Origin of the sequence: Micromonospora sp. MH33 (assembly GCF_003013775.1) — a bacterium.
In the GTDB taxonomy this organism is placed as follows: Bacteria; Actinomycetota; Actinomycetes; order Mycobacteriales; family Micromonosporaceae; genus Micromonospora; species Micromonospora fulviviridis.
Window position 1 is genome coordinate 1 of record NZ_MUYZ01000171.1, and the last position, 14,377, is coordinate 14,377.

Genomic DNA, 14,377 nt, shown 5'->3' on the forward strand with positions numbered 1-14,377 from the left:
GACCGCCGGGTGGTCGAGGCGTTCGCCGCCCAGGCCGCCGTCGCGCTGCGCCAGGAGCGGCTCGCCGAGGAGGCCGCCACCGCCCGCCCGCTCGCCGCCGCCGACCGGATGCGCACCGCGCTGCTCGCCGCGGTCAGCCACGATTTGCGTACGCCGCTGGCCTCGGCGAAGGCGGCGGTGAGCAGCCTGCGCAGCCACGACGTCGAGTTCGACGCCGACGACCGCGAGGAGTTGCTGGCCACCGCCGACGAGTCGCTGGACCGGCTCGGCCAGTTGGTGGCGAACCTGCTCGACATGAGCCGGCTCCAGGCCGGCGCGCTCGGCGTCACCGCCACCGCGATCGGGCTGGAGGACGCCGTACCCCGGGCCCTGGACGAGCTCGGGCCGGCCGCCCGGGACGTCACCACCGACATCCCGCCCGACCTCCCGGCGGCCCTCGCCGACCCCGGCCTGCTGGAGCGGGTGCTGGTCAACATCGTGGCCAACGCCCTGCGCTACAGCCCACCCGGGCACCCGCCGACGATCACCGCCAGCGCGCACGCCGGGCAGGTGGAGCTGCGGGTGATCGACACCGGCCCCGGAATACCCGAGGGTCAGTGGGAACACGTCTTCCTGCCGTTCCAGCGTCTCGGCGACCGGGACAACCAAACGGGCGTGGGGCTCGGTCTGGCGCTGTCCCGCGGACTCACCGAGGCGATGGGTGGCAGCATCTCCCTCGAGACGACCCCCGGGGGTGGGCTCACCATGGTGGTACGCCTGCCGGCCGCTACCGCAAGGATCGAGTCGGAAGGGCCGCAGGAATGACGCGGATTCTGGTCGTCGACGACGAACCGCAGATCCTGCGTGCCCTCCGGATCAACCTGCGGGCGCGGGGCTACGACGTCGAGGTCGTCGACTGTGGCACCGCCGCGCTCAAGGCGGCCGCGAGCCACCCACCCGATCTGGTGGTGCTGGACCTGGGCCTGCCCGACCTGGACGGCGTGGAGGTCATCCGCGGCCTGCGGGGCTGGACGGGTGTACCGATCATCGTGCTCTCCGGCCGGGCCGGCAGTGAGGACAAGGTCGCCGCGCTCGACGCCGGCGCGGACGACTACGTGACGAAGCCGTTCGGGGTGGACGAGCTGCTTGCCCGCATCCGGGCGGTGACCCGCCGCCTTACCGTGCCCCCCGGGGATTCGACGGGAGTGCCAGCCACCGCCACGCACCGGATCGGCCGGCACACGATCGACCTCGCCGACCGGGTGGTCACCCGGGACGACGGCGCCGAGGTCAAACTCACCCCCACCCAGTGGGCCATGCTGGAGAAGCTGCTCCGCAACCCGGGCAAGCTGGTCAGCCAACGCCAGCTCCTGCACGAGGTGTGGGGCCCGGAATACCACAACGAGACCAACTACCTGCGGCAGTACATGGCCCAGCTGCGCCGCAAGCTGGAGAACGACCCGGCCCGGCCCCGGCACCTCATCACCGAGCCGGGCATGGGCTACCGCTACCGTCCGTGACTGCGCCGTCGGTGGATCCGGGGCGTAGTTCGGGGTGGCAGGACGCTGCCGGTACCGCACCGCCGACCGTTCCCGGGTCGCGACGATCCTGCTCGCCAAGGAGGCGGGTCTCTCGCTGGAGCACATCCGTGAGCTCATCAGGCCGTCGGTGGGCGCGGCGGCGGGAGATCTGTTCCGGCACCGCGAGGATCTTGTCGCACTTGTCGACGCTCTGCGGGACTCTCTGGCGTCTATCGACGGGGGCCTAGAGTGCGGGCACGAGGGCTTCACCGATGCCTGCACGACCAGGCGATGGTGCGGGCGCGGATCGCACCCGCATGCGGCACCTTCACGTACCGCCGGGAAGCCCGAGCAGATAACACCAGGCGGCCTGGCGACCTGTTTCCTGTGGTATCAGGCAATTTTGCGGTGGTAGGCCCGCATGGCGAAGGCGTAGGCGACGAAGAGGATGCCGGCGCACCAGCCGAGGGCGATCCAGATGTCCTTGCCGACCGGCTGCTGCTCGAACAACGCCCGGATGGTGTTGACGATGGAGGTGACCGGCTGGTGTTCGGCGAAGGCTTTCACCGGCTCGGGCATGGTGTCGGTGGGGACGAACGCCGAGCTGATGAACGGCAGGAAGACGAGAGGGTGGGAGAAGGCGGACGCTCCGTCTGGCGAGGACGCCGCCAGGCCGGCGATCACGGCGACCCACGTCAGCGCGAGGGTGAACAGGGCCAGGATTCCGACGAGGGCAAGCCAAGCCAGCACACCGGCCGAGGTGCGAAAGCCCATGATGATCCCGACCCCGATGATGACCGCGGCGCGGTCCGGATGGGCATGGTCCGTTGGAGCAATGACTGACATGGCAGCCCACTCCAGCGCCTCCTCCGACGCGCCGGCGCAGCTCACCCTGACCCCGCAGACGGCCGACCTGCGGCAGGTGTCGGACTCGCTGCTGCACTGGACCGTCGCGGCGGGCATCGAAGGCGTGGTCAGCAGGCGGCTGCCGGCCGGTACGAGCCCGGGCGGCGCGGCTGGTCGAAGTTCCGCACCCGCATCGTCACGGAGGCCCATCGTCGGCGAGGCGCCGGCAACCTCCGCAACCCGGAGAACCTTGCTGTGCGGCCGGCTCGACCGACGGGTACGACGGCGCTACACCGGCCGCTCCCCCCGCCGACCACCGGCCAGGCCGCGGAGTTGGCGGCGCTGCTGTCACCACCGCGCCTGCCATGCCCCGGCGTGAGCGCCCATCTGCGGCCGCAGGCGCTGCCCGCATCCTGGTCCGGCCAGTTGGACCGGCCCCAGCCGAACGGCGCCCGCCGCAGGCATACGTGCCTCACTAGTTTTCGCGTACGGAATGGCCACAGGCGCCGACGACGGTGTGGTTGGCCAAGTCCGACTGATGCTGCGGGACCGGGTCAGCCTTGCTGCACCGCTGGCGCTTTCACCGAGCCTGGCGAGGGTTCGTCGGATCGCCGGCCCGGAGGCGGCGAGGCGGTGACTCCCGGATGGCCGGCGACATCAGCCGTCGGGATCTCACCCGCCTGCCGGCGACGTCGCAGTGCCAGCGCGCCCGTCGCCCCGGTCAGCGCCCCCGCCCCGAACGCAAGGAGCAACGCTTGCCGAATGCTTGAGCGGCTCCTGCGCGCCATGATCCCTGCCCGCACCAAACGCGTCCGCATGGCCTTGATTGTCCGACTCGACCCCCGAGGCCATGCACCTCATCGGCAGACTTGTATGGCAGCCCCATGTCCGCGCAATCACGGCCGCCAGGTGAGCCGCCCTTCGGGCTTCAGGGGCGGTGTTGCTCCAACGGGGTGTGACTGAGCCGGCGGGTGACGGCGGGGATGACGATCGCCGCGGCGATGATGTGTGCCAGGGCGAGCATCAGCTTGGTGGAGGTCGCGGTGGCGCCGGCGAGGTACGGCCCGGCCATGGACACTGCGGTCAGTGCGATGGTGGTCCACAGGTAGATGCGTGCTGGTCGGCGGGCGTAACGGGCGAGAAGCACCGCGAGGACAGTGCCGCAGAAAACGGAGATTGCCGTGCCCATGGCGAACATGCCGATGGTGACTGGCCCGGAGGTGGAGGCGCCGATGTTGCCTGCCTGCATCGGTACCCCTACCGCGCGGGCGGCCAGACCGTAGAGTTCGGTCGCGGTGGCTGCGGCGAGTCCGGCCAGCACGCTGACCAGCCAGATCGGCCGGCTGGCGGCGACGTTGGTGGAAGTTAATGTTGTCGTACCCACGGTGATTCTCCCTCTGCCTGGCTGTCGTGTGCCGCTGCTACACAGACGGAGCGGCGATGCCAGGCTCGACATCGCCGGCGCAGAGAAATTTTCGTAGGGATGTCGAGGGCGGCGTGCTGGCTTCGTTTGCGAGGTGACAGCGCGCCGGCAGGGTGTGCGGACGGGAAGGGACGATTCTGATGAAGTACATGCTGCTCATTTACGGCAACCAGGAGAAGTGGAGTTCGATCCCGGCTGAGGCCTGGCCCGCGGAGATTGCGAAGCAGGACGCGTTCAACAGGAAGTACCAGGGGACTGGCGAACTGCTGGGCGCGTACGGCTTGGCCGACGCTGCCGCGGCGCGGCTGGTTCGGCGCAAGGACGGTGCGCCGGCGGTCACCGACGGGCCGTATCTGGAGACCAAGGAGTACCTCGCCAGCTTCTACCTGCTGGACTGCGAGAACGAGCAGCGGGCGTACGAGATCGCCGCGGACATGCCGTGGGCGGACGTCGAGCCGGTCGAGGTGTGGCCGGTCCTGCACGACGCGGCCGCCGACCTGTGATTCCTGATCGAGGCGTCGAGGACCTGCTGCGCGAGCTGGCGCCGCAGGTCCTCGGCGCGTTGGTTCGCCGGTACGGGCAGTTCGACACGTGCGAGGATGCGACGCAGGAGGCGCTTGTTCGGGCCGCGATGCGGTGGCCCTCCGAAGGCATTCCGGACAACCCCCGCGGCTGGTTGGTCACCGTCGCGTCCCACCGGTTGCTCGACGAGGTCCGCAGCGACCAGTCTCGGCGGCGGCGGGAGGACGCGATAATCGCCGCGACTCCGCAGTCGGAGCTGCTGGGCCGGCCCGCGGACGCCGAGCCGGGCGCCGACCGGGACGACTCACTGACCCTGCTTTTCCTGTGTTGCCACCCGGCGCTGTCGCCACCCAGCCAGATCACGCTGACTCTGCGTGCGGTAGGCGGCCTCACCACCGCGCAGATCGCTGCCGCGTTCCTGGTCCCGGAGGCGACCATGGCGCAACGCATCAGCAGAGCAAAACAGAGCATCAGAGCCAGCGGTACGACCTTCACAATGCCCGAAGCATCGGAGCGCGCCGAGCGGCTGCGCGCCGTGCTGCACGTTCTGTACCTGCTCTTCAACGAGGGCTACACCGCCACCAACGGCCCGGACCTCACCGCGCCCCAGCTGTCCGACGAGGCGATTCGGCTCACCACCTGGCTGCGACGGCTGCTCCCCGACGACGGTGAGGTGGCCGGGCTGCTGGCCCTGATGCTGCTCACCGAGGCGCGCCGGTCCGCCCGTACGACGCCGGACGGGGCGTTGGTCCCGCTGGCCGAGCAGGACCGCAGCACCTGGGACCGGGCGCTCATCGGCAACGGGGTCACACTCGTCACCGAGGCGCTGGCCCGGGGCCCGGTCGGCCCGTACCAGGTGCAGGCGGCCATCGCCGCGGTCCACGACGAGGCCGAGCACATGGACGCGACCGACTGGCCGCAGATCCTCGCCCTGTACGACCTGCTGGAGCAGCTCGCGCCGGGTCCGATGGTCACGCTCAACCGTGCGGTTGCCGTCGCCATGGTGCACGGCCCGTCAGCAGGGCTGCTCCTGCTGGCAGCCCTGGAATCCGACAACCGGATGGTGCGCCACCACCGGCTCCTCGCGACCCGCGCCCACCTGCGCGAACTGGCAGGCGAGCACACCGCGGCCGCAGCCGACTACCGCGAGGCCGCCCGACGCGCGACCAGCCTGCCCGAGCGCCGTCACCTCACCGCTCGCGCCGTGCGACTCACGTTGTGAGGACGTCCCACTCAAGGTGATGAACGCGGATGAGGCGCATAGAACTCGTATGCGAGTCGTCGAGGGTGGGGCAGGGGTCGGGTCTGGGACGGATCACATCTTCAACAGCCATCAGTCCGGCTTCATGGACGCGCTCGGCGAAATCCTGCCTGCCGGTGTCAAGGGTCGCGAGGGCCGGCCGGCGGACCGGTGCCGCCCACGTCCGCATGGTTTTCCGCCACGTCCCGCCCCGCACCCGCCCGGACGGGGCGGGTGCGGGGCGGAGCGTTTGGTGGTACAGATCCACGTCGTCGGGGAGTCAGGCGGCAGCCGGACGCCCTGGCTCCTTTGCCGATGGCGCTACCAGCCGCCGCTGTCTGGCCAGAACTGACACCTCCGGTGGCGTTAACTCACGGGGACGGCAATTGCCAGCCCTTGGGGACCGGTCAGAGGCTCTGGCCGGCCCGTACCGAGTCGATGAATGTTGACCACTCCTGGGCGTCGACCTTGATGGTGACCTCCGGCCGTTGCGAGTTCCGCAGCAGCCGGTCGCCGTTGGGGGTCACGGCGACCTCTAGGCAGTTCGGGCCGGAGTTGTCGCATCGGTTCGGGCGGATCCATCGCATGGTGTTCTCCTGCTGTCAGCTGGTCGCGGATGCGGCCAGAATTGAACAAGGGCGGTCATTGGGTCTAATCGGCCAAGCGGGTGGGAATGTAACGTCGCTCCTGTGTGGGCCGTTCAAGGTCGACCGGATGCTCACCTACCTGCGCCTGGGGTCCGCTGGGCGGGGATGGCGGGGCCAGCCCTGGCCAGTTCGGCTAGGTCAGCGCAACGTCCACCGATGGACGAGTTGGTGTAGGAGAGGGCGCGCGCAGATGCTTCACGGGCGAGCGGGTGTTGCGGCTGGACCCTCCGTTCCAGAGCGGCGACGGCCGCCACATCGAGTCGGCGGTGGTGTGGCCCTCGATGCGGAAGTTGTCCCGGCGGATGTATCCGTGCTGTTGGAACAGGTCAAGGTCGGCGTTGCTGAATGCCTCCGCATATGTGGGCAGGCTGAGTGTGTCCATCCAGCGTTGCGCTCCGGTGAGGACCGATGCGGCGCGATCCGAGCCCACGGGCTCGGGCGCGGCGAGCCACGCCAGGTGGTTGTGCGCCTCGGCGGGCCGCCGCGCACTGAGGGCATGGTCCAACTGGAGGAACCGGTCCTGGTGTCCGCCGCACGCCTGTGCAAGACGGTCGGCGTAGCGGGCGGGGGGCGGGATGGGCCGGTAGCGGTGGTACCAGACGGTGGCGGCGGTGCGGTCTGGGAGCAGGAACGCCTCGCCGAACAGCAGCGCGTGTTCGATCCATATCCGAGCCGCAATCGTCGCGGCTGCAGCCCGGTGAACGGGAAAATCCACTCGACCCGGGCTGAGGAGATCACCTGCGGCGTATGGCAACCTCGTTCACTCAGATCTCACCCGTAGACAAACACCGGTCCATTTCGCGTGATGCCCAGGTGCGGAAGTGGCGGCGCTGGTCGCGCGGGTCGCAGTCGACGGCGTACGGGACGCCGAGCTGGATCGAGTCCGCGGAATCAGGCACCACGCGCGCCGCTCCTCGTTCTTGCGATGGACAGGGGAGCGGTGGGGCGGCCCCGAGCTTGCACGGCAGGGGCCCGCCCGCGCGTCGGAATGCCGCAGGATTCTGCGCGGCGGGGGCCGGCGGATGCCTTCCCGACACCCTCACCGGAAGTTCACCAAATGATCAGTTCGTCGCAAGGTTGCCCGGTAGTGCCGCCGAACCAGGGCGCTCCCGGCTTGGTCCGAGCGGCGTTCCGGCCGTTGGTACTGGCAAGCGGTCACCCGGCGGGTCTGTCACCAATGGCCATTCGGCCGATGTAATCGCCAGCACCGCTCGGCATCCTCGATCAATTCGGCCGAGCTAGTGGTGATCGATCCTGCTTCGTACACCTGGCAGCCCTTGCATGGACAGAAAGAACGTCTATTCTCCACCCGCTCAACTTCCCCACCGGAGGCTAACCTCGATGGACTGGAACAGGCGCAAACGAACACAGAACGTGTTCGGCGTTCTTCTCGCAAGCGGTGCGCTCCTCTTGACCAGCGGGGCACCCGCGCTGGCCGAAGCAGCGGCATCAGACCCCTTCATCAGTGAGATCCACTACGACAACGCCGGTACCGACGCCGGCGAGGCGATCGAGGTTGAGGCGCCGGTCGGTTTCGATCTGTCGGGTTGGCAGATCGTTCTCTACAACGGTGCGAATGGTGCGGCGTACAACACGCGCACGCTGAGCGGTGTGGTGCCGGCGGCGGGTGTGGTGGTTGCGAACTACCCGACCGACGGTATCCAGAACGGCTCGCCCGATGGTGTCGCGCTGGTGTCCCCTACCGGCACGGTGACGGAGTTCCTGACGTATGAGGGCACGTTCGCCGCGATCGGCGGTCCGGCCAACGGGATGACCGGGACCGACATCGGGGTGGCGGAGACCACGAACACTCCGGTGGGTTACTCGCTGCAGAAGGTCAATGGCAAGTGGAACCCGGAGGCGCCGAACTCGTTCGGTGCCCGTAACGGTAGCGGCGGCACCGACCCGGGCCCGGATCCGGACCCGGGTACCGGCTGCACCGTCACCGTCAACCGCACCGTCGCGCAGGTGCAGGGCACCGGCAGCGCCACGCCGCTGGCGGCCACCCGGGTCACCGTCGAGGGCGTGGTGACCGCTGACCACCGCAGCGGTGGCTACAACGGCATCTACGTGCAGACCGCCGGCAGTGGCGGCGACCGCTCTGTCGCCGCCGGCTCCGCGTCCGACGGAATTTTCGTCTACCTCACCACGAACACCGCGAACCACCCGTCGGTCGCGATCGGCGACCGGGTGCGGGTCAGCGGCACGCCGAGCGAGTTCAACGGTCTCACCCAACTGAGCATCGCCGGAAAGACCGACGTGCAGGTCTGCGAGCACGGCGTGGCCCTGCCCGCCCCGGTCCCGGTCAGCCTGCCGCTGTCAGACGAGGCCCGGGAGTCGGTCGAGTCGATGCTGGTGGCGCCGGTCGGCGCGTACACGGTCTCCGAGGTGTACAACACCAACCGGTACGGCGAGGTCGTGCTCGCCGCCGGTGACCGCCCGGCCCAGAACGCGACCGACGTCGCCCGCCCGGGTTCGGACGCGGCGAGGCAGGTGATCGCGGACAACAAGCTGCGTCGGATCCTGCTGGATGACGGCAAGACCACGAACCTGTCCACCGCCGGGCTGCTGCCGCCGTATCTGTCGAAGGCGAACCCGCTGCGGGTCGGCGACTCGGTGGAGGCGTTCGGGCCGTCGGTGCTGTCGTACGGGTTCAACGAGTGGCGGCTTCAGCCGACCGTGCCGGTCAGCGCGGACACACCGGCCGTGGATCGGACCACGTTCAAGGCCACCAACCCGCGTACGGCTGGGCCGGTGAACGTCGGCGGGGACGTGCGGGTGGCCAGTTTCAACGTGCTCAACTACTTCGTGCACTTCGGTGGCGACGCGCGTGGTGCCGCAGATGAGGCAGGGCTGGCGAAGCAGGAGGCGAAGATCGTTGCGGCGATCAGCGCTCTGGGTGCCGACGTGGTGGGGTTGGAGGAGATCGAGAACTCGGTCCGGTTCAACCCGGCTGACCCGCAGCAGGCCTTGAAGCGGCTCGTGAACGCGCTTAACGTCAAGGACGGTGCGGGGACCTGGGACTACGTTCGCAGCCCGGCTGAGTTGCCCGCCGCGGCCCAGCAGGATTTCATCACCACGGCGATCATCTTCAAGCCGGCGAAGGTCCAGCCGAAGGGCGCGTCGCGCTCGGTCAACGACGAGAGCGTGTGGTTCAACGCCCGCGAACCGATCGCGCAGACCTTCACGGCGGGGAAGGTCACCTTCACCGTGGTGGTCAACCACCTGAAGTCCAAGAGCGGCACCGGGACCGGCGATAACGCCGACATCGGTGATGGTCAGGGTTCGTGGAACGGTGACCGGGTTCGGCAGGCCACGGCGTTGACGGGGTTCGTGGACCGGGTCAAGGCGGACAGCGGTTCGGAGGATGTGCTGCTGCTGGGTGACTTCAACGCGTACACCCAGGAGGACCCGATGCAGGTCCTCTACGGCAAGCAGTTCAAGGATCTGAACGACACCGGCAAGGCCACCTACGTCTTTGGTGGCGAGTCCGGCTCGCTCGACCACGCCCTCGTCTCGCCGTCGCTGGCGACGCGGGTGACCGGGGTCGACGTGTGGCAAATCAACGCGGTCGAGTCGTTTGCGTTCGAGTACGACGGGCTGGCCGCGTTCTACGAGGCGACCCCGTACCGGGCCAGCGACCACAACCCGATCGTGGTGGGCATCAGCACCCGTGCGAAGCCGGTCGACCTGCAGCTGTTGGGCATCAACGACTTCCACGGCCGGTTGGAGTCCCCGGCCACCGTGGGTGGTCAGCCCGCGGGTGGGGCCGCTCAGCTCGCTGGCCTGGTCGGGCAGCTCCGAACGCAGAACCCGAACACCGCTTTCGTCTCGGCCGGTGACAACATCGGTGCGTCGACCTTCATCTCGGCGATCGACGGGGACAACCCGACGCTCGACGCGCTGAACGCGACCGGCCTGGCCGCCTCGGCAGTCGGCAACCACGAGTTCGACAAGGGCATCGCCGACCTCACCGGCCGGGTGTCCGACCGAGCCGACTTTCCGTACCTGGGCGCCAACGTCTACCGCGGCGACACCCGGGTGCTTCCGGCGTACTCGGTCAGCAGCATCGGTGGGGTCCGGGTCGGTTTCGTCGGCGTGGTGACCGAGCAGACCGCGTCGCTGGTCAGCCCCGACGGCATCGCCGGCCTGACGTTCCGCGACCCGGTCGCCGAGGCCAACCTGGTGGCGGGGCAGCTCAAGGACGGAAACCCGGACAACGGCGAGGCCGACGTGGTGGTGCTGCTCGCCCACGAGGGCGCCGCGACGGAGAACATCACCTCCGCCGAGACGCTGGCCAACGACCCGGTCTTCGGCAGGTACACCCGGGTCAACGCCACCATCGACGCCATCTTCAGCGGTCACACCCACCAGCCCTACGCGTTCAAGCTGCCGGTCCCCGGATCGGACAAGTTGCGTCCGGTGGTGCAGGCCGAGGACTACGGCCTGCGGCTGGGCAAGGTCAACCTGACCTTCGACCCGAACACCGGCACCGTGACCACCTCAGACGCGCAGCTTGTCGACGTGGTCGGCGCGCCGCAAAACCCCACGGTGGCCGGCATCGTGGCCGACGCCAAGACCAAGGCCGCCGAGCTGGGCAAGCAGAAGCTTGGCGCGATCACCGCGGACGTCAAGCGGGCCTACACCAACGGCAACGAGGATCGCGGCAAGGAGTCGGCGCTGGGTAACCTCATCGCCGACGTCCAGCTCGCCGGCACCCGCGACGCCGGCCGGGGCGGGGCGCAGATCGCGTTCATGAACCCCGGCGGCCTGCGCGCCGACCTGCTCTACCGCACCGACGGCACGGTCACCTACGCCGATGCGTTCGCCGTCCAGCCGTTCGCCAACGACGTGGTCACCAAGAGCTACACCGGCGCTCAGATCAAGCAGGTGCTCGAGGAGCAATGGCAGCCCGAGGGCGCGTCCCGCCCGGTGCTGTGGCTGGGCGTGTCGAAGGGCTTCACCTACACCTACAACCCCGAGGCGCCGAAGGGCTCCCGGATCACTTCGATCAAGCTCAACGGCACCCCGCTCGACCTGTCCGGCAGCTACCGGGTCACGGTGAACTCGTTCCTCGCCGCCGGCGGGGACAACTTCACCACCCTCGGCCAGGGCACGAACCCGGCGACCACCGGCGACAACGACCTCACCATGCTGGTCAACTACTTCGCCGCGAACTCGCCGGTCACCGCGGACACCCAGCCCCGGTCGACGATCGGCCAGGGCGGCCCGCAGTGCACCACCACGATCACCGGCAAGTACAGCAAGCCGCTGATCGTGACCGCGGGCCTGACCTGCCTCGAGAACGCCACCATCAGCGGCGCGATCACCGTCAACCCCGGCGCCTCCCTGATCGCCACCGGCGGCACCATCAGCGGCCCGGTCAACGCCACTCGGCCCGTCCTGTTCGACCTCGTCGGCACCACCGTGTCCGGCCCGGTCACCGTCACCGGCACCACCGGCCAGCTGACCATCAGCAAGGGCAAGGTGAGCGGCCCGGTGTCGATCACCAACAACACCGGCGGAGTCCGCATCGACACCGTCACCGTCAGCGGCCCGGTCACCGTCGACGGCAACACCGGCAACCAGCCGGTCGTCGTCGCGGGGAACACCGTCAGCGGACCGCTGGCCTGCACGGGCAACAACCCCGCCCCGGTGAACGAGAGCCGGCCGAACAGCGTGAAGGGCGTGGCCTCGGGCCAGTGCGCGCGACTGTAACCCCTAGGCATTAATTCCCCGGTCAGCGGCCGGAGCCACCCAGGCTCCGGCCGCAGACTTGTTTGAGGCCCCGATAAACCGGCGCCGTGGCCGGCGCCCGCTAACTCCTGGTTGCACTGACAAGACGCACAACCCTGCCGGACCTGGTAGGCACTGCGGCGAGCCGCACCACCCCGCCTGCCGGGCCGCCGACGCCGTGGAAGGGCAACTGGGCAACCATCAGGTGGCGGTCGACCTTGCGGCGGTCAGCTTCATTGACTCGACCATCATCAACCTTTCATCGAGACCCGCAATGAAGCGTCGGCGATGGACCGTAGCTTCGTGGTGGCGAGCCCCAGCCCGCTGGTGCGCCGGGTACTCGGGGTCACGGGCGTGCTCGAGTTTCTCACCGGATCCGGCTGATCGCAGCCTGAGGAACTCGGGGAAGGGTCAGTTCACCTCATGGGCCTCTACCCGACGAGTTCAGGAAGCCGGCCTGGCACCGTCGATGGGATCGATCGACGACTGCTACGACAACCGTAGCCTGACGCCAACCAACACGGCTCCGAGAAACCCGGGGAACATCAATGTCTCCATCAAACCCGGTGCGGGACACGGTGTGGCTTTTCGCCTTCCTCTTTCACGAGTCGGTCGCCTACCTCGAGTTGCTTCCATAGGTCCCGATCCACCTTGACGTCCACGTGTGTTCCATCGTCGAGTCGAATTTCAAGGCGTCGGTAGAGGTTGGAGCCGTCGAGCAGTGCGCGCGACTTCTTCGCGACGGTCCCGCTCCATGCGTCCTCGTTTGTAGTCATCGAATCCTCCTGTGAACGTGCACGGCATGCTGGCTGCAACCCTTCTTCCGGCCCTGTCGCTGTCGTGCCTCGCCTACCGCGTTTTCGGGCTGGCGGCGTAGCGTGACCGCTGCGGGGAAGTCATCTACCAACCGTAGGAATCCGCGGGATTGGGCACGTCCGGCGCGAGACGGGTCTTGCGTCTGCGACTTTAGAATGAGGGCCGGGGGAGGACCAGCCTAAGGTCGTACGCGGCTTACGGCGGTCTCCTGGTTGATGCGGGACAGCTTCTCCGGGTTGCGCACCGCGCAGACCCTGATGAGGCCGTTGTCGATGCGCAGCGCCAGTACCGTGTCGACGTCGCCGTTCAGGCGGAACGTCAGGGCGGGGCCGGCCGTTGACACGCATCGAGTGGCTGGAGGAGATCGGCCCGGCCGATCCCTGTTTCGCTCGGTCCTGCTCCTCGTCGGCGTCAGCGCCTGGCTGGCCAGCGTCGCCACCCCAGAGGACATCAGCATCTGCACGGCAGCGACCCAGACCAACACCCGCTCCGACCCGAACCCGTCGCCCCAGCCCCGCACGGCAGCGGCACATCGCGACCAGGCCTGAGTACGGCCAGAGCAAACGCTCGCCGGCAAATCTTGGCATCCTCATCTGGTAGCCGCTGGTCGTGCGCTTACGGATCGCTGGTGAGCGCCGAGCAGTCGATGCCCGAATTGATTCCGCCGATGTTGGCCCCGGCAGGGCCGGTGCCGCCGGCTGAGGCTGGGCGTTCGAGTCCGCGTACGACGAGCCTTGCGGATTCCGCAGTGCTCGTCGCTCCGGCCGCTCGAACCGAAGCCTGTCGGAAGAACAGCGCAGATGTACAACGGGTTTACCCGCTACCGAACTCGGAGGATGCGGTCGCGTTCGCCGAGCGGCGATGGCCGCCCGAGGAGGGGCGGCGCGGGTAGGGTACGGCGGCATGGGGGACGGCTACACGGCACGCTTCTCGCGGCGGTGGCGGATCGTCGCCGCCGTGGGGGCCGTGGTCGTGTCGGCGCCGCTGCTCACGCCCGCGCCGCTCGTCGTGGCCGGGGCCGCCGGGCGGGCCGCGACGGCGCTGCTCGTGCTCGCCCAGGCCGCCGGCTTCTGGTGGCTCGGGGTCCGGCCCCGGCTCGGGACCGCCGTCGTGCTCGCGGCCGCCGCCGGCCTGCAAGTGTTGTACCCGGGCCTGGGGCCCGGCCTAGCGTTCGTCGTGCTGTGCACGTACGCGTGGCTGCGGCGCGCCGCCGAGACACTCTGGGGGCTGGCGGCGCCAGGCCGAGCAGCACCGCCTGCGGGGCGGCCGCGCCGGGCGCGTCGTACTCGAAGGGGACACCACCACCAGCGACAGCGGCTCGGTGCCGGCCCTCGGCGCCGCCTCGCCGACCCAGCGGTCGCCCGGGGCGTACGGCAGTTGCGCCACCCGGACCGTGGCGGGCACCTTCACCACGCCCCCGGCGTCGAGCGCGTCGGCGCTGGTGAGCACCTCCTGGAGCCGGCCGACGGCCGGGCGGACCCGGCCGTAGCGGGACAGCCAGCGGCGTACCGGATGGGGTGACCCGCCCTGGAGCGCGTCGCTGGCGGCCAGGGCGGTGGCCAGCTGGGCGGGCTGCGGCGCGGTCGCCCGGGGCAGCACCGGCAGGTCCGGGCCGAGCAGCGCACGCAGCCGGGCGATCTGCGCCTCC

At 69.4% G+C, this 14,377-nt stretch carries 12 protein-coding genes and 1 pseudogene; 5 read left to right on the forward strand and 8 right to left on the reverse strand.

Annotated features, from left to right (window positions below; translation table 11 throughout):
- On the forward strand, positions 1-804 hold an 804-nt coding region (locus tag B0E53_RS23055; RefSeq protein WP_246835553.1), incomplete at its 5' end, for an ATP-binding protein.
- The gene (locus tag B0E53_RS23060; protein WP_107077972.1) at positions 801-1,499 is read left to right on the forward strand and encodes a response regulator; all 699 of its coding nucleotides are present in this window, start codon (positions 801-803) and stop codon (positions 1,497-1,499) included. The genes B0E53_RS23055 and B0E53_RS23060, both read left to right, overlap by 4 nt.
- A 393-nt stretch (positions 1,500-1,892) precedes the next feature.
- Here the strand turns inward: B0E53_RS23060 and B0E53_RS23065 are convergent.
- Together B0E53_RS23065 and B0E53_RS23080 are read right to left on the reverse strand one after the other, a co-directional pair.
- Positions 1,893-2,297: pseudogene (locus B0E53_RS23065) on the reverse strand (ABC transporter permease); the annotation flags it as partial.
- Between the two features lie 976 nt (positions 2,298-3,273).
- Positions 3,274-3,729, reverse strand: a complete 456-nt coding sequence (locus B0E53_RS23080) for a DUF6069 family protein (protein ID WP_210406182.1) — start codon at positions 3,727-3,729, stop codon at positions 3,274-3,276.
- Positions 3,730-3,908: 179 nt separating this feature from the next.
- Here B0E53_RS23080 and B0E53_RS23085 point away from each other — a divergent pair, with 179 nt between their 5' ends.
- Together B0E53_RS23085 and B0E53_RS23090 are read left to right on the forward strand one after the other, a co-directional pair.
- Positions 3,909-4,271 carry a YciI family protein gene (locus B0E53_RS23085; RefSeq protein ID WP_107077974.1) on the forward strand — a complete coding sequence of 121 codons (363 nt, stop codon included), beginning with the start codon at positions 3,909-3,911 and terminating at the stop codon, positions 4,269-4,271.
- On the forward strand, positions 4,268-5,512 hold the full coding sequence (locus B0E53_RS23090; RefSeq protein ID WP_107077975.1) for a sigma-70 family RNA polymerase sigma factor: 1,245 nt from the start codon (positions 4,268-4,270) through the stop codon (positions 5,510-5,512). The genes B0E53_RS23085 and B0E53_RS23090 overlap by 4 nt, the downstream gene beginning before the upstream one ends.
- Positions 5,513-5,937: 425 nt before the next feature.
- Here the strand turns inward: B0E53_RS23090 and B0E53_RS23095 are convergent, their stop codons facing one another.
- The 3 genes from B0E53_RS23095 to B0E53_RS40195 all read right to left on the reverse strand — a co-directional run bounded on the left by B0E53_RS23095 (position 5,938) and on the right by B0E53_RS40195 (position 7,076).
- The gene (locus tag B0E53_RS23095) at positions 5,938-6,117 is read right to left on the reverse strand and encodes a DUF397 domain-containing protein (RefSeq protein WP_107077976.1); all 180 of its coding nucleotides are present in this window, start codon (positions 6,115-6,117) and stop codon (positions 5,938-5,940) included.
- A gap of 193 nt (positions 6,118-6,310) precedes the next feature.
- Positions 6,311-6,892, reverse strand: a complete 582-nt coding sequence (locus B0E53_RS23100; RefSeq protein WP_107077977.1) for a hypothetical protein — start codon at positions 6,890-6,892, stop codon at positions 6,311-6,313.
- 49 nt (positions 6,893-6,941) lie between these two features.
- Positions 6,942-7,076, reverse strand: coding sequence for a hypothetical protein (locus B0E53_RS40195; protein WP_281492896.1), 135 nt, complete (start codon positions 7,074-7,076; stop codon positions 6,942-6,944).
- A 382-nt stretch (positions 7,077-7,458) separates the two neighbouring features.
- On the opposite strand from B0E53_RS40195, the gene B0E53_RS23105 reads away from it, so the two are divergent.
- Positions 7,459-11,895 (forward strand): ExeM/NucH family extracellular endonuclease, encoded by a 4,437-nt coding sequence (locus B0E53_RS23105; protein ID WP_246835554.1) that lies wholly within the window; start codon positions 7,459-7,461, stop codon positions 11,893-11,895.
- A 575-nt stretch (positions 11,896-12,470) separates the two neighbouring features.
- Here the strand turns inward: B0E53_RS23105 and B0E53_RS23110 are convergent.
- The 3 genes from B0E53_RS23110 to B0E53_RS37790 form a co-directional block, all read right to left on the reverse strand.
- Positions 12,471-12,689: a hypothetical protein gene (locus tag B0E53_RS23110; RefSeq protein WP_107077978.1), complete on the reverse strand. Its 219-nt coding sequence runs from the start codon at positions 12,687-12,689 to the stop codon at positions 12,471-12,473.
- Between the two features lie 218 nt (positions 12,690-12,907).
- Positions 12,908-13,192 (reverse strand): hypothetical protein, encoded by a 285-nt coding sequence (locus B0E53_RS37080; RefSeq protein ID WP_146167738.1) that lies wholly within the window; start codon positions 13,190-13,192, stop codon positions 12,908-12,910.
- A 701-nt stretch (positions 13,193-13,893) separates the two neighbouring features.
- Positions 13,894-14,377: hypothetical protein (locus B0E53_RS37790; protein WP_168215391.1), on the reverse strand; the 484-nt coding region annotated here is incomplete at its 5' end.

Coding starts and splice junctions, on each gene's coding strand:
- B0E53_RS23060 (WP_107077972.1), top strand. CDS start 801: ATGACGCGGATTCTGGTCGTCGACGACGAACCGCAGATCCTGCGTGCC.
- B0E53_RS23085 (WP_107077974.1), top strand. CDS start 3,909: ATGAAGTACATGCTGCTCATTTACGGCAACCAGGAGAAGTGGAGTTCG.
- B0E53_RS23095 (WP_107077976.1), bottom strand. CDS start 6,117: ATGCGATGGATCCGCCCGAACCGATGCGACAACTCCGGCCCGAACTGC.
- B0E53_RS23105 (WP_246835554.1), top strand. CDS start 7,459: ATGGACAGAAAGAACGTCTATTCTCCACCCGCTCAACTTCCCCACCGG.
- B0E53_RS23110 (WP_107077978.1), bottom strand. CDS start 12,689: ATGACTACAAACGAGGACGCATGGAGCGGGACCGTCGCGAAGAAGTCG.